This is a genomic window from Pelomonas sp. V22 (assembly GCF_030014915.1).
GTDB lineage: Bacteria > Pseudomonadota > Gammaproteobacteria > Burkholderiales > Burkholderiaceae_C > JAUASW01.
The window spans coordinates 146890-161278 of sequence record NZ_JAGIXS010000008.1 but is presented as its reverse complement, the minus strand read 5'-3'; the positions used below and the strand labels follow the sequence as shown (position 1 = coordinate 161278).

General features: G+C 67.1%; 12 protein-coding genes. 5 read left to right on the top strand and 7 right to left on the bottom strand.

What is annotated here, in order from left to right; all coding sequences use genetic code 11:
* Nucleotides 1-9 precede the first annotated feature (9 nt).
* Genes J7U46_RS21665 through J7U46_RS21655 form a run of 3 tightly spaced genes read left to right on the top strand, consistent with a single transcriptional unit; the run spans nucleotide 10 to nucleotide 2903 of the window.
* Nucleotides 10-897, top strand: a complete 888-nt coding sequence (locus J7U46_RS21665) for a branched-chain amino acid ABC transporter permease (RefSeq protein WP_282829308.1) — start codon at nucleotides 10-12, stop codon at nucleotides 895-897.
* A complete protein-coding gene (locus J7U46_RS21660; protein ID WP_282829307.1) occupies nucleotides 894-1895 on the top strand; it encodes a branched-chain amino acid ABC transporter permease in 1002 nt (333 codons plus the stop codon). The genes J7U46_RS21665 and J7U46_RS21660 overlap by 4 nt, the downstream gene beginning before the upstream one ends.
* A gap of 3 nt (nucleotides 1896-1898) precedes the next feature.
* On the top strand, nucleotides 1899-2903 hold the full coding sequence (locus J7U46_RS21655; protein ID WP_282829306.1) for a catalase: 1005 nt from the start codon (nucleotides 1899-1901) through the stop codon (nucleotides 2901-2903).
* Nucleotides 2904-2933: 30 nt separating this feature from the next.
* Here J7U46_RS21655 and J7U46_RS21650 read toward each other — a convergent pair whose 3' ends face one another.
* From J7U46_RS21650 to dnaA, 7 genes are all read right to left on the bottom strand, one after another.
* Entirely contained in the window at nucleotides 2934-5996 is a 3063-nt protein-coding gene (locus J7U46_RS21650) for a ligand-binding sensor domain-containing diguanylate cyclase (RefSeq protein ID WP_282829305.1), read from the bottom strand.
* 212 nt (nucleotides 5997-6208) lie between these two features.
* On the bottom strand, nucleotides 6209-7081 hold the full coding sequence (locus J7U46_RS21645) for a hypothetical protein (RefSeq protein ID WP_282829304.1): 873 nt from the start codon (nucleotides 7079-7081) through the stop codon (nucleotides 6209-6211).
* A gap of 147 nt (nucleotides 7082-7228) precedes the next feature.
* Nucleotides 7229-7468, bottom strand: a complete 240-nt coding sequence (locus tag J7U46_RS21640) for a hypothetical protein (RefSeq protein WP_282829303.1) — start codon at nucleotides 7466-7468, stop codon at nucleotides 7229-7231.
* On the bottom strand, nucleotides 7465-7809 hold the full coding sequence (locus tag J7U46_RS21635) for a hypothetical protein (protein WP_282829302.1): 345 nt from the start codon (nucleotides 7807-7809) through the stop codon (nucleotides 7465-7467). The genes J7U46_RS21640 and J7U46_RS21635 overlap by 4 nt, the downstream gene beginning before the upstream one ends.
* Nucleotides 7810-7986: 177 nt before the next feature.
* Complete coding sequence (gene gyrB / locus J7U46_RS21630) at nucleotides 7987-10539, bottom strand: DNA topoisomerase (ATP-hydrolyzing) subunit B (RefSeq protein WP_282829301.1); 2553 nt, start codon at nucleotides 10537-10539, stop codon at nucleotides 7987-7989.
* A 107-nt stretch (nucleotides 10540-10646) separates the two neighbouring features.
* Entirely contained in the window at nucleotides 10647-11771 is a 1125-nt protein-coding gene (dnaN, locus tag J7U46_RS21625; RefSeq protein WP_282829300.1) for a DNA polymerase III subunit beta, read from the bottom strand.
* 135 nt (nucleotides 11772-11906) lie between these two features.
* Entirely contained in the window at nucleotides 11907-13355 is a 1449-nt protein-coding gene (dnaA, locus tag J7U46_RS21620; protein WP_282829299.1) for a chromosomal replication initiator protein DnaA, read from the bottom strand.
* 371 nt (nucleotides 13356-13726) lie between these two features.
* On the opposite strand from dnaA, the gene rpmH reads away from it, so the two are divergent.
* Entirely contained in the window at nucleotides 13727-13861 is a 135-nt protein-coding gene (gene rpmH, locus J7U46_RS21615) for a 50S ribosomal protein L34 (RefSeq protein ID WP_054021782.1), read from the top strand.
* An 18-nt stretch (nucleotides 13862-13879) separates the two neighbouring features.
* Entirely contained in the window at nucleotides 13880-14386 is a 507-nt protein-coding gene (locus tag J7U46_RS21610) for a ribonuclease P protein component (RefSeq protein ID WP_282829297.1), read from the top strand.
* Nucleotides 14387-14389: the final 3 nt, after the last annotated feature.

Sequence of the window (14389 nt, the reverse complement as noted above, 5' to 3'; positions counted from 1 at the left end):
AGCAGTGTCATGACAGAGTTATTCGGTATCCCGCTCCCTGCCCTGCTCGGGCAGCTGTTGCTCGGCCTGGTGAACGGCTCGTTCTACGCGATCCTGTCGCTGGGCCTGGCCGTCATCTTCGGCATGCTCAACATCATCAACTTCGCCCATGGGGCGCTGTACATGATGGGTGCCTTCCTGGCCTGGATGGGCCTCGAGTACCTGGGCCTCTCCTACTGGGCCATGCTGGTGCTGGCGCCGCTGGTGGTGGGCGTCTTCGGCATCGTGATCGAGCGGCTGCTCCTGCAGTGGCTCTACAAGCTCGACCACATCTACGGCCTCTTGCTGACCTTCGGCATCACGCTCGTGATCGAAGGCGTGTTCCGCAGCTTCTACGGCGTCTCGGGCCAGCCTTATCCGGTGCCCGATGCCTTGCAGGGCGCCACCAACCTCGGCTTCATGATCCTGCCCAACTACCGGGCCTGGGTGGTGGTGGCCTCGCTGACCATGTGCTTCGCGGTCTGGGCCCTGATCGAGAAGACCTCGCTCGGCGCCAAGCTGCGCGCCGGCACCGAGAACCCGAAGCTGGTCCAGGCCTTCGGCGTCAATGTGCCGGCCATGGTCACGCTGACCTATGCCGGCGGCGTGGCGCTCGCGGCCTTTGCCGGCGTGCTGGCCGCGCCCATCCTGCAGGTGACCTCGCTGATGGGCAGCAACCTGATCATCGTGGTGTTCGCCGTCGTGGTGATCGGCGGCATGGGCTCCATCATGGGCTCCATCCTCACCGGCCTCGGCCTCGGCCTGATCGAGGGCCTGACCAAGGTCTTCTACCCCGAGGCCTCCAACACCGTGGTGTTCGTGGTGATGGCCCTGGTGCTGCTGCTGCGCCCCGCCGGCCTGTTTGGAAAAGAGAAATGACGACCACGCGCCTCACCCGCAACCCGCTGCCCGGCTACGCGCTGCTGTTCATCGCGATCGCCCTGCTGCCGGCGCTCGGTGCCTATCCGATCTTCGTGATGAAGGTGCTCTGCTATGCGCTGTTCGCCTGCGCCTTCAATTTGCTGGTGGGCTTCACCGGCCTCCTGAGCTTCGGCCATGCGGCCTTCCTCGGCACGGCCGCCTATGCGGCCGGCCATGCGCTCAAGGTCTGGGGCCTGCCGCCGGTGTTCGGCCTCGCCTTCGGCGCGCTGGCGGCGGCCAGCGTGGGCCTGCTCTTCGGTTTGCTGGCAATCAAGCGTTCGGGCATCTACTTCTCGATGATCACGCTCGCGCTGTCGCAGATGCTGTACTTCTTCTTCCTGCAGGCCTCGTTCACCGGCGGTGAAGACGGCCTGCAGTCGGTGCCGCGCGGCAGCCTGTTCGGCCTGCACCTGGAGAGCGACCTGACGCTCTTCTACGTGGTGCTGGCGATCTTCATCGCGGCGTTCTGGCTGATCTACCGCATCGTGCATTCGCCGTTCGGCCAGGTGCTGACCTCGATCCGCGAGAACGAGGCGCGCGCCACCTCGCTCGGCTATGACGTGGACCGCTTCAAGCTGCTGGCCTTTGTGCTGTCGGCCGGCCTCGCGGGCCTGGCCGGCGCCACCAAGACCCTGGTGCTCGGGTTTGCCACGCTGACCGATGCGATCTGGACCACCTCCGGCCTCGTCATCCTGATGACGCTCGTGGGCGGCATGGGCACGCTGACCGGCCCCATGGTCGGCGCGCTCGTGATCATCGCGCTCGAGAACAAGATCGGCGATCTGGGCCAGGCGATTGCCAACATCACCGGCATCAACTGGTTCAACAGCCTTGGCGAGTCGGTCAGCCTCGTGACCGGCCTGATCTTCATCGTGTGCGTGCTCGCGTTCCGGCGCGGCATCGTCGGCGAGGCGCTGGCGCTTTTCGAACGCTTGAGCAGCAGCAAGAGGACCTAGAGTATGACGAACGCTTCTTCCACCCGTTCAGCATCGGCAGCAAGCACAGGGTGGAAGGAGCGGATCGAGCCCGACGAGGCCGAGCGCTTCGCTGGCTATGTGGAGATCTTCCAGGCCATCCAGGCCCGCAAGTCCAAGAAGTACGGCGCCGGCCGCGCCCTGCACCGCAAGCAGCTGGCCACGGCGCGTGGTGAGCTGCAGGTGCTCGAGGGCCTGCCGGACTTTGCCCGCCATGGGCTGTTCGCCGCACCGGGCAGCTTCGCAGCGGTCGTGCGCCTGTCCAATGGCGGCCTCGATCACCAGGCCGACAGCAAGCCCGACATCCGCGGCCTCGCGCTCAAGGTGCTGGGCCTGGCTGGCCCCTCGGCCTTGGGCGAAGGCCTGCAGGCGAACAGCCAGAGCTTTCTGCTGATCAACCAGACGGCGTTCTCGTTCCAGAGCAGCCGCGAGTTCGTGGGCCTCGTGCAGGCCGCCTCGCAGGGCGGTGGCGCGGTGCTGCGCTTCCTGGTCCATCAATACGGCTGGCTGGCCCTGCCGGCCAAGCTCAAGCTGCTGATACAGACCGCGACACGCCCCTTCGGCGGCTTTGCGACCGAGCCGCTGAGCACCGTGCTGCCGCTGGCCTGCGGGCCCTATGCGGTGCGCGTGCGCCTGCTGCCGGCGCCCGCCAATGGCGGCGCAAAGCCGGGCGCCAAGGCGGACTGGGGCGCCGACTTCATGGGGCGGCTGGCCGAGAGCGAGCTGAGCTGGGAGCTGCAGCTGCAGCCCTTCATCAACGAGCAGCGCACGCCGATCGAGAACCCCTCGGTGGACTGGGACTCACCCTGGACCACGGTGGCGCTGCTGCGCCTGCCGCGCCAGGCGCTCGATGCTGCCTTGGTTCGCGAGAGCGAGGCCGGCGTCTTTGATCTGTGGAATGGGCTGGCCGAGCACCGGCCGTTGGGCGAGATTCAGCGCGCCCGCAAGGCCGTCTACTACGCGAGCCAGCAGCAGCGCGGCGCCGTCTGATGATGCTTGGATGAGGGGAGGGCGCTCGCCTCAGCGCACCACGGTCTTGCCACTGATGCGGGCACTCAGGCGCTGCTCGTCGCGCCAGGCTTCCAGGTCGCGGGGCGATTCGCTCGGGCCGAGACCATCGGCGCTGGTGGCGCCCACATAGCCGTCGCGGCCATTGGCCTTGGCGGCGTAGAGCGCCGAATCTGCGAGGCCGAGGCTGGCATGCCAGTCCCAGGCGCGGGGCTGGCGCGGGTCCAGCGGGAAGGCCACGAAGCCGACCGAGGTGGTGACGTGCAGCACCCGGCCCTCGCCGATCTCGAAGGGCTGCTCGCGCACGGCGGCGCAGACACGCGCCGCCAGCTCGGCTGCATCGTCCCGGTTGGTTTCACGCACCAGCACCAGCACCTCCTCGCCGCCCCAGCGCACCAGCGAATCGGTCTCGCGGAACACGCGGCGCAAGCGCTCGGCCAGTTGCACCAGCACGGCATCGCCGGCCGCATGGCCGTGGGCGTCGTTGATGCGCTTGAAGTGGTCCAGGTCCAGCAGCATCAGCAGCAGGTCGCTGTCGGGGCCGGGCAGGGCGGTGGCCTCGAAGCGGCGCGAGCAAAGGCGCAGGTCGTCGCGCAGCCGCAGCTCCAGGTAGCGGCGGTTGCGCAGACCGGTCAGGGTGTCGGTCAGGCTGGCCTCGCGCAGCTCGGCCGTGCGCTCGTCCACCAGAGCCTGCAGCTCGGCCTCGCGGCGGCGCAGCTGGCGGGTGCGCCAGCGTATCCAGCCGGCGATGGCGAGCACGGCCAGCAGCGCGCCGGCCATCTGGGCCCAGGCGGTTTGCCACCACAGAGGCCGCAGCTCGACCGGCAGTTCCAGCTCGGCCATGTGGCCGCCCGAGAGCTGGGCCGAGGCGCGCACCTGCAGCAGGTAGTGGCCGGGCTTGAGCGGGCCGAAGCTGGGGCTGCGGGCGCTGCCGTCGGCCTGCGTCCAGGGGGCGTCGAGGCCGCGCAGCCGGTACTGGTAACGCAGTCGGCCAGGGTCCGCATAGTCCAGGCCGGCGAACTCCACGCCCAGCGTGCGCGTGCCGGCGGGCAGCACCACGCCTTGCTGCAGGCTGTCGGGATGGAAGGTCTGGCCGTCGGCCCGCACCGCGCTGATCACCAGCGGCGGCTTGACGTTCGCCATTGAATAACGCTCAGGTTGAACGCGCAGCAGGCCGCGGCTGCCGCCGAACAGCAGGCTGCCGTCCTGCAGCGTGGTGCTGGCGAAGAACCAGAAGGTGCCAAAGTCGGCGCCCTCGGCCGGGCCGATGCTGTCGAGCTGGTCGGTCTTCGGGTCGTAGACGTTCAGCTGGCTCCAGATGCGGCCTTGCGCGTCTTCATGCAGATTGCCGCCGAACACGCCCTCGGTGCCATGGCGCTCGCCGATCCGCTCGTAGCGCGCGCGGCCCTGCTCGTCCCAGGCATAGAGGCGGTGCAGGCCGGAGGCCGGCGTGTCCACCCAGAGCTTGCCGTCGTGTGCTTGCAGGAGGCCCATGATGATGGGGTTGCCGAGGCTGTCACGCGGCGATTGCGGCACCGCCGCCAGCTGGCCGACGGCGCCGCGGAACATGCCCTGCTGCCCGCCCACCCATAGCATGCCGGCCTGGGCCCGGTCTTCGATCAGGGCATAGATACCGCCATGCAGCGGGCTGCCATCGGCCAGGTGCTGGCGCTCCAGCGCTGTGGCCTTCTCGTTGGCCAGACGGTAGAGGCCTTCCTGCATGCCGAGCAGCACTTCGCCGCTGGCGAGCAGCAGCAGGCGCTGCGCGCGGCCGCCGTCGAGCGGCCAGTCGCGCAGCAGGCGGCCATCGGCCGCGCGGTGCTCGAGCCGGCCGCCGGCTGCCATCCAGAGGCTGGCATCCGGTGCTTCGGCCAGCGCCTCCACCACGCTGGTGCGCTCGCGCGGCCAGCGGCCCAGCGTGGCCAGCTCGGCCCCGGGGCGGCCGTCGAGGCGCACGATGGCGCCTTTCTGCGTGGGGGCCAGCACCTCGCCGTTCTTCAGCCGCAAGAGCACGCGCACGTCGATCTCTGCCAGCGGGCTGGCCGGGTCGGCATCGGGCCCGCGCACCGCCAGGGCCGGATGCTGCTGATGGCGCTGCAGGCCGAGGCCATAGCCGCTCAGCCACAGGGTGCCGGTGTTGTCGCGCAGCAGGCCGCTGATGTCGTTGCCGGCCAGGCCGGTGCGGCGGCGCGGGTCGTGGCGCAGGTGCAGGGCGATGGCGCCACTCGCCATGTCCACCCATAACAGACCTGACTTGGTGCCGACCCAGAGCTGGCCCGGCTCACCCTCGGCCAGGGCCTGGACCGGCAGCTTGAGCTCGTGCACCCAGCGGATGCGGCCCGCCTCGACCACGCCGAGCCGGCCGTCCTGCGTACCCAGCCAGATCCGGCCGTCGGCTGCTTCGGTCAGCGCCAGCACCGGGCTGTCGGCGCCCATGCCGGCCACAGCTTGCCAGCGCCCGCCCTGCCGCACCGACAGGCCGCGCCAATGGCCGGCCCAGACCCTGCCGTCGCGACTCACGCGCAAGGCCAGCACGCGCGACTCCGGCTCGCCCTGCCAGCGCAGGTCCTGCGCTTCAAAACGCCGCGTGGCGGGCAGGTAGCGGAACAGGCCCTGGCCCACGGTGCCCATCCAGACGGCGCCCTCGGCGTCCTCGGCCACGGCGCGCACCGGCGCTTTGGGCCCGTTCTCGCCCAGGGGGCTCCCATGGGCCTGGACCTGGTCGCGCTCCGGGTCGTAGGCCATCAGGCCCATGAATTCCGTGCCTATCCACATGCGGCCATCGCGGGCCGGCGCCAGTGCGCGCACCCAGCCCAGGCTGCGATGGGCGCGGGTCTCGCCTTCCTTCTCGATGGGGCGCAAGCGGTAGCCGTCGTAACGCGTCAGGCCCTTGCTGGTGGCCACCCAGATGAAGCCCGCCTGGTCCTGGGCGATGGCCGGCACCGTGCTCTCGGGCACGCTGATGCTGCGGAACTGCACCTCCAGGGTGTCACCCGGGCGCGCTTGCGCCGCCGCGCAAGACAGCAGCAGACAGGCGGCAAGGCCGAAGGCGTGGAGACGCAGGGAGCGGCGCATGGGCTGGAGGGTGGCCCGGCGAGGCCTGGGAATGCGGAGCGGCTGAGGCCCGCGTCGTGAGCATGACATCTGCAACGGTCGCGGCGAGGGTGGGTCGGCGTCAGCAGCTGGGAAAGTGGGAGCTTGCGAGGAAATTGTTACATGCGGGCCGGCGGGGCTGTGGCGGGATGGCCGTACGGCCGAGCTTTGTACGGTGTTTGCGGTCTGGCGGATCAGGTCGCATGGGCGCGTGGCGACCACCAGAACTCCGGGCGCTGCAGCGGGGTTTCGGCGGGCAGCGAAGGATTCTTGAGCGCGATCACCTGCCGTTGTGCGAGCCCCAGCGCCATCAAGCGTGCGTGGAAGTGGCGGCGGAACACGCGCTCCAGGCTGCCATCGCGCACCAGCGCCTCCAGCGCCTGCGTCAGCGGCGGCGCGAGCTTGCGCAGCTTGGGGCTCAGGAAGGCGTAGCTGGCCGCCGGATAGCGCAGCACGAAGCCGGGCGCCACGACCAGATTCAAGGGCGCATAGCTTTCCAGCTCGCCCTGCACCTCCAGCACCGAGCGTGGGAAGTAGTCGATGCGGCGCCGGTGCAGCATGTCGAGCAACTGCCGGCCGCTCAAGGCCGTGACCACATCCAGGCCATTGGCGCGCAGGATCTCGGTGTCCGGCCAGTGCAGGCCCTGGCCGGCGCGCCGCAGCGCCAGCGCCGCCAGCGTGGGCGGCTTCAGCCACTGCGCCTGGTCCTCCCGGCGTATCAGGGCCACGCGCCAGCCGAGCAGCCCTCGGTCCAGCGGCACCCGCAGCGGCACGATGGCCTGCTCGCGCGAACGGCTGGTCATGCTCCACACCAGGTCCAGCCGCGAGCTCTCCTGCCCCAGTTCCAGCTCGACGCGGCCTTGGCTGATCTGAAAGCTGGGCATTGCCTGCAGCCGATGCGGCAGGCCACTGCGCTGCAGCGCCAGGCCCATCAGCTCGATCACATAGCGGCCGTAGTCGTCGGCGGGGTGGACTTCGAGGTGGCGCAGGACCGGGGGCTGGGCCGGGCTTGGCCCGGCCACCCCTATGGCGGCGCTGGCTAGCAGGCACTGCCGACGGTTCAGCATTGTTGTTGTGCTCCCTGTGATCGCAGCCCGACGTGGCTTGCGCGTCAATGGATTGACGGCGAGGCCCAGGGCGATGCAAGTGCGATGCATGGTAGCGAGAAACGGCAACGCCCGGCGAAGCCGGGCGTTGAGGGGCAGGCGTGAGGCTCAATGCTCGGTGACATCACCGGCTTGGCGTCTCAACTCGGCTGCATTCATGTCCAGCATGGTTGCGTGCTTGCGGAGCAATTCGGGCTTGTCGGCGATCTCGTAATAGGAGAACGACATGCCATTCCCGTAAATGCCACCATTGATCAGCACGATGCAGGACTCGGCCTTCAGCCGATGCAAGAGTTCTTCGCAGATGTCTTCGTACTTGCCGCGCTTGGCTTGACCTGTTTTGCTCATGGCGCGCTTTTGCCGCTCAACGAGATGTCTGGACCAGACAGGGCGCACCACTCAGACCAGTCGACATACCTGACCGAAACACCGCTCATGGGCGTGATGACATCGCGTCGGCCTCGAGGCCTACCGGGAGGCCATTGGCCGAACAAGGCCTGGAGCAATCGCTCGTTGACCTCACCCGGGCTCGTCGCAAGCAAGAGAGGCGGATCCTGCACCGTGGCCGGCAACTTCAGTACATGACCTGACGCGATGTGTCGGGCATGTGCGGCCACCTCCCGGCTGGCATCGCCGCGAAAGAGCGGGATCTTCTCGACAAACTTGGCAGACAACTGGGCGGGATTCATGGCGAAGCTCCAGGCATTTGGGCGTGCCGATGGCTCGCCAGCCCTGAATGTATGAGCCAGCAGGCTCATGGCGTGAGCTACCAATATCTCGTGCTGATGGCCAAAAAGAAACGAGCCCCAAAAGGCTTTCGCCTCTTGGGGCCCCAGACTCTCAGCGTATGGGTGCGTTTGCGACGATCAAACGTCGATATTGCCCGCGCGCAACGCGTTGGTCTCAATGAAGTCCCTCCGCGGCTCCACCTCATCCCCCATCAGCATCGTGAACACCCGATCCGCTTCGATGGCGTCGTCGATCTGCACCTTCAGCAGGCGACGGACGTTGGGGTCCATCGTGGTTTCCCAGAGCTGCTCGGGGTTCATCTCACCGAGGCCCTTGTAGCGCTGGCGGCCGACGGAGTTTTCGGCCAACTGCATCAGCCAGTCCATGGCACCACGGAAGTCCGTGACCTGGGCTTCCTTGGCCTTTTCGCCCTCGCCCTTGCGAACGACAGCGTTCTCGCCGATCAGGCCCTTGAAGGTGATGCCGGCCTGGGCCAGCACTTCGTAATCGGCACCGTGCACGAAGTCGGCGTTGATGATGGACGAGCGGGTGTTGCCGTGGTGCTTGCGGCTGATGCGCAGGAAGAGCTTGTCGGTGCGTGCGTCGTATTCCGCCGAGACCTCGGCGTCGTGCAGGGCCGCCTGCATGGCCACGGCGGCGGCATCGGCCGCTTCCTTGGTGTCGAGGTTGATGGCAAGGCCGCTGGCCAGCACGCGCAGCGCCTCGAAGTCCATCCAGTTGGACAGGCGGCTGATCACGCTTTCGGCCAGCACGTACTGGCGGGCGAGCGTCTCGAACGCTTCGCCGCTCAGCACCGCATCGCCGATACCGGTGTGCAGGTGCGTGTCCTGCAGCGCCACCTTGAGCAGGAAGGCGTCGAGGTCGTGCGCGTCCTTCAAGTACTGCTCGTGCTTGCCGACCTTGACCTTGTACAGCGGCGGCTGCGCGATGTAGATGTGGCCACGTTCCACCAGCTCGGGCATCTGGCGGTAGAAGAAGGTGAGCAGCAGGGTGCGGATGTGGGCGCCGTCCACGTCCGCGTCGGTCATGATGATGATGCGGTGGTAGCGCAGCTTGTCCGGGTTGAAATCATCGCCACCGGCGCCGCGGCCGATGCCGGTGCCGAGCGCCGTGATCAACGTCAGGATTTCGTTGGACGTGAGCAGCTTCTCGTAGCGGGCCTTCTCGACGTTCAGGATCTTGCCGCGCAAGGGCAGGATGGCCTGGAACTTCCGGTCGCGGCCCTGCTTGGCGGAGCCACCGGCGGAGTCGCCCTCCACGATGTAGATCTCGCACATCGCCGGGTCTTTCTCCTGGCAGTCGGCCAGCTTGCCGGGCAGGCCGAGGCCATCAAGCACGCCCTTGCGGCGGGTCATTTCGCGGGCCTTGCGGGCGGCTTCGCGAGCGCGGGCGGCGTCGAGGATCTTGCCGCAGACGATCTTGGCGTCGATCGGGTTCTCGAGCAGCCAATCGGTCAGCTTGCTGGCCACGATTTCCTCCACCGGGCCGCGCACCTCGCTGGAGACCAGCTTGTCCTTGGTCTGGCTGCTGAACTTCGGCTCGGGCACCTTGACCGAGACCACGCAGGCCAGGCCTTCGCGCATGTCGTCGCCGGCGACTTCCACCTTGGCCTTCTTGGCCAGGTCGTTGTCGACGATGTACTTGTTCAGCACGCGGGTCATCGCGGCGCGCAGGCCGGTCAGGTGGGTGCCGCCGTCACGCTGCGGGATGTTGTTGGTGAAGCAGAGGACGTTCTCGTTGAAACCATCGTTCCACTGCATCGACACTTCCACGCCGATGTTGGTGCCCTGGTCCGACATCTTGTCGCCTTGCGCGTGGAAGATGTTGGGGTGCAAGGTGCTCTTGCCCTTGTTGATGAACTCGACGAAGCCGCGCACGCCGCCGGCGTAGGCGAAGTTGTCTTCCTTGTTGTTGCGCTCGTCGACCAGGCGGATCTTCACGCCGTTGTTCAGGAACGAGAGCTCACGCAGGCGCTTGGCCAGGATGTCGTAGTGGAAGTCGTTGTTCTGCTGGAAGATCTCGGTGTCCGGCAGGAAGTGGACCTCGGTGCCGCGCTTGTCGGTGTCGCCGATCACGCGCATGGGGCTGGTCTCCACGCCGTCCACCAGCTCGATCAGGCGGTCCTGCGGGATGCCTTGCTTGAACTCGATCTGGTGCACCTTGCCGTCGCGGCGCACGGTGAGGCGCAGCCACTTCGAGAGGCCGTTCACGCAGGAGACGCCCACGCCGTGCAGGCCGCCCGAGACCTTGTAGCTGTTCTGGTTGAACTTGCCGCCGGCGTGCAGCTCGGTCAGTGCGATCTCGGCGGCCGAGCGCTTGGGCTCGTGCTTGTCGTCCATCTTGACGCCGGTGGGGATGCCGCGGCCGTTGTCGATGACGGAGATGGAGTTGTCGGTGTGGATGGTGACGATGATGTCGTCGCAATGGCCGGCCAGCGACTCGTCGATGGAGTTGTCCACCACTTCGAAGACCAGGTGGTGCAGGCCGGTGCCGTCCGAGGTGTCGCCGATGTACATGCCCGGACGCTTGCGCACGGCTTCCAGGCCTTCGAGGATCTGGATCGAATCCGCGCCGTAGACGGAGCCCGAGGAGGCTTCGGCAGAGACGGCCGCCTGCTGCTTGTCGGTCAGGCCTTCGGGGTTTTGTTCGTTGCTCGGCACATCACTCATCGGGAACTCTCTCTCACTCGCGGGCGGCTTGAGGGCCGCCCTTTAAAAGCATTGAAGCGGGCTGGATGTGAATCCTCGCCCGCTGTCTATCAATCTCTCGTCTGACCTTAGATCCGCATCGGCATCACGACGTACTTGAAACCGGTCTGTTCCGGGATCGTGATCAGCGCGCTGGAGGCGCTGTCGTTCAGGTCGATGTTGACCATGTCCTGGCCCATGTTCGCCAGGGCGTCCATCAGGTAGGTCACGTTGAAGCCGGTTTCGATCAGGTCGCCGCCGTAGTCGATCTCGATCTCTTCTTTGGCCTCCTCCTGCTCGGCGTTGCTGGAGGCAATGGAGAGCAGGCCCGGCTCGAAGGACAGGCGCACGGCCTTGAACTTCTCGCTCGTGAGGATGGCGGCGCGCTGCAGGCTGGCCAGCAGCGGGGCGCGGCCGAGGGTGACGCGGAACTTGTGGTTCTTGGGGATCACGCGGTTGTAGTCGGGGAACTTGCCCTCGACCAGCTTGGTGACGAACTCCATGCCCGAGAACGAGAACTTGGCCTGGTTGCCGGCGAAGCGCATCTCGATGGGCTGGTCGTCCGAGCCGTCCTTGCCACCGTCCTTCAAGAGGCGCATCAGCTCGAGCACCGTCTTGCGGGGCAGGATGACTTCCTGCTTGGGGATGTCGGTTTCCAGCGTGGCCTGGGCCAGCGCGAGGCGGTGGCCGTCCGTCGCCACCAGCGTGAGGCTCTTGCCTTCGGCGACGAAGAGGATGCCGTTCAGGTAGTAGCGGATGTCGTGCACCGCCATCGAGAAGTGCACCTGGTTGATCAGCGCCTTCAGCGTCTTCTGTGGCACGGCGAACACCGGGCCGAAGTCGGCGGCTTCCTGCACCAGCGGGAAGTCGTCGGCCGGCAGGGTCTGCAGCGTGAAGCGGCTCTTGCCGCCTTGCAGGGTCAGCTTGTTCTGGTTGCTGGTCAGCGAGACGACCTGGTCGGCCGGCATGGAGCGCAAGATGTCGATCAGCTTGCGGGCGCCGACGGTGGTCGAGAAGTTGCCGGCGTCGCCGCCCAGCTCGGCCGTGGTGCGCACCTGGATCTCGAGATCGCTGGTGGTCAGCTCGATCTGCGAGCCGGTCTTGCGGATCAGCACGTTGGCCAGGACCGGCAGGGTGTGGCGGCGCTCGACGATGCCGGAAACGGCTTGCAAGGCACCAAGCACCTGGTCCTGGGCGGCTTTCAACACAATCATGTCAACCTCTCTCCACTTGTTCGGCATGGGCTCGGGCGGCGGGTCACACCACTCTGACTAACGCGCGCGCGAGCAACAGCGCGCATTGTCGCCCAGGAATCGGGTTGTTCCCGAGGGTGGAAACCAGAGGAGTTTTTAGCCCTTGAGCGTCTGCTCCAGCACGTGCAGCTGCTGGTTCAGCTCGGTGTTCTTCTGACGTTCGCCACCGATCTTGCGCACGGCGTGCAGCACGGTCGTGTGGTCGCGGCCGCCGAACAACTCGCCGATCTCGGGCAGGCTCTTCTGGGTCAGCTCCTTGGCCAGGTACATGGCAATCTGGCGCGGCCGGGCAATGCTGGCCGGTCGCTTCTTGCTGTACATGTCGGCGATCTTGATCTTGTAGAAGTCGGCCACCGTCTTCTGGATGTTCTCGACCGAGATCTGCCGGTTCTGGATCGAGAGCAGGTCTTTCAGCGCCTCGCGCGCCAGCTGGATGTTGATTTCCTTGTGCGAGAAGCGGCTGTAGGCCAGCACCTTGCGCAGCGCGCCCTCCAGCTCGCGCACATTGGCGCGCACGTTCTTGGCGATGAAGAAGGCCACGTCCTCCGGCATCGGCGTGGCTTCAGCCTCGGCCTTCTTGATCAGAATGGCCACGCGCATCTCGAGCTCGGGCGGCTCGATGGCCACCGTCAGGCCGGCGTCGAAGCGGCTCGTGAGGCGTTCGTCGATGTCCACCAGGCCCTTCGGATACGTGTCCGAGGTCATGATGATGTGGGCGCGCTTGGCCAGCAGCGCCTCGAAGGCGTTGAAGAACTCCTCCTGCGTACGGTCCTTGCCGGCGAAGAACTGCACATCGTCGATCAAGAGCAGGTCCAGCGAGTGGTACTTGGCCTTGAGCTCGTCAAAGGTCTTGCGCTGGTAGTTCTTCACCACGTCGGAGATGAACTGCTCGGCGTGCAGGTAGAGCACGCGGGCGTCCGGCTTGTCCTTCAGGAGGGCATTGCCCACGGCGTGGATCAGATGGGTCTTGCCGAGGCCCACGCCGCCATAAATGAACAGCGGGTTGTACATCGCACCCGGCGCGCCGGCCACGTGCAGGGCCGCCGTGCGGGCCATCTGGTTGGCGCGGCCGGGGACCAGGGTGTCGAAGGTCAGGGCCGGGTTGATGCGATGGCGGGTGGCGCTCGGCGCAGGTGTGGCCGCCACGTCAGCCATGGGTGCGCTGGCCATGCCGGGCAGGGGCTCCTGCACCTTGGCCGCCACGGGCCGCAGGCCGTTGTGCAGCACCTGGCCTACGGCCACCGGCTGGTTGGCCGGCAGGGCGGGGCGGGCCACGCCGGCCTCACGCGCGGCCAGGGCCAGCTCCAGCCTCGCGGGCTTGCCGGCCAGTTCGGTCAGGATGGATTCGATGCGGCCGGCGTACTGGTTGCGGATCCAGTCCAGCTTGAAGCGGTTGGGGACGCGCAGCGAGACGACGATGCCGTCCGCTCCTCCCGCGTCCTGCACCTCGGCCTCCGGCAGGGGCCGGATCCAGGTGTTGAATTGCTGTTCGGGCAGCTCAGCGGCCAGGCGTTCACAGCCGCGCTGCCAGAGGTCTAGGCTCATTGTGGAAAACTTATTCTTGAGCGGCCGGATTGTACGGATTCGAAGCCGGCCAGACCGGGGTTATCCACAGAATTTTTTAGAGGGTCAAGCCCTTGAAATCCCCACCCGGGCCAACCCTCGCATTGACCCTGCCCGCAATCTTTGGTGTAATCGCGGGTTTTCCAGGACGCCGGACGGATTTGCGTGGGCGCGTGGTTTGGCTGAAGGGTCTCTTCATTGGGGCCTCAAGGCCAGTCACCTCAAGCGCCCGTGACCGCTACCCAGCGAACCCATGAGGGGCTTGATGAGCCCTTGAATGATTGGGCGTCCCTTATCCACCGTGCGTCCGCAGGACGTCCCCCTGGGCTTGACAGCCCGCTAGAGGTTGCAAAATGAAGCGTACTTACCAAGCATCGAAGACCCGTCGCGCCCGTACCCACGGCTTCCTGGTCCGCATGAAGACCCGTGGCGGCCGCGCCGTCATCGCTGCGCGCCGCGCCAAGGGCCGCAAGCGCCTGGCCGTCTAAGTCCAAGGGACCAGACAGATGATCGGCCGGATCGTGCGATCGGCCGACTTTGAGCGCGTGCTGGGCACCCCCAGCCGCGCCCGCAGCAGCCACTTCGCAGTCCACCACGTGGCGGCGGAGCCGAGTCTGCCGGCCTATCGCTTATCCACAGCAGCGGCCGACTTATCAACAGCTGCTGCACCGGCTGCCCACAGACCTGTGGACGAAAAGCCGGTGGAGGGCTGCTGGCTGGGCACCGTGGTGCCCAAGCGCCACGCCAAGCGGGCGGTGACTCGCAACCTGTTCAAGCGCCAGATCCGTGCGGTCTTCGAGACCGGTGCCGCCACCCTGCCTCCGGGCCTGTGGGTGGTGCGGCTGCGCGCGCCGTTCGATCGCAAGCAGTTCGTCAGTGCCTCGTCCGATGCGCTGCGCTCTGCCGCGCGCAGCGAGCTGGCACAGCTGGTCAGCCGCGTGGCCAGGCGCCAAGGCGGCGCCCAGGCTGTTGCGGTGCCGGCAGCACCGGCCGCGCCGAGCGCGGCGGCCTGAGCC

Bases quoted from the DNA above. Each gene is read 5' to 3' on its own strand.
- J7U46_RS21665 (WP_282829308.1), top strand. From the start codon at position 10: ATGACAGAGTTATTCGGTATCCCGCTCCCTGCCCTGCTCGGGCAGCTG.
- J7U46_RS21660 (WP_282829307.1), top strand. From the start codon at position 894: ATGACGACCACGCGCCTCACCCGCAACCCGCTGCCCGGCTACGCGCTG.
- J7U46_RS21655 (WP_282829306.1), top strand. From the start codon at position 1,899: ATGACGAACGCTTCTTCCACCCGTTCAGCATCGGCAGCAAGCACAGGG.
- J7U46_RS21650 (WP_282829305.1), bottom strand. From the start codon at position 5,996: ATGCGCCGCTCCCTGCGTCTCCACGCCTTCGGCCTTGCCGCCTGTCTG.
- J7U46_RS21645 (WP_282829304.1), bottom strand. From the start codon at position 7,081: ATGCTGAACCGTCGGCAGTGCCTGCTAGCCAGCGCCGCCATAGGGGTG.
- J7U46_RS21640 (WP_282829303.1), bottom strand. From the start codon at position 7,468: ATGAGCAAAACAGGTCAAGCCAAGCGCGGCAAGTACGAAGACATCTGC.
- J7U46_RS21635 (WP_282829302.1), bottom strand. From the start codon at position 7,809: ATGAATCCCGCCCAGTTGTCTGCCAAGTTTGTCGAGAAGATCCCGCTC.
- gyrB (WP_282829301.1), bottom strand. From the start codon at position 10,539: ATGAGTGATGTGCCGAGCAACGAACAAAACCCCGAAGGCCTGACCGAC.
- dnaN (WP_282829300.1), bottom strand. From the start codon at position 11,771: ATGATTGTGTTGAAAGCCGCCCAGGACCAGGTGCTTGGTGCCTTGCAA.
- dnaA (WP_282829299.1), bottom strand. From the start codon at position 13,355: ATGAGCCTAGACCTCTGGCAGCGCGGCTGTGAACGCCTGGCCGCTGAG.
- rpmH (WP_054021782.1), top strand. From the start codon at position 13,727: ATGAAGCGTACTTACCAAGCATCGAAGACCCGTCGCGCCCGTACCCAC.
- J7U46_RS21610 (WP_282829297.1), top strand. From the start codon at position 13,880: ATGATCGGCCGGATCGTGCGATCGGCCGACTTTGAGCGCGTGCTGGGC.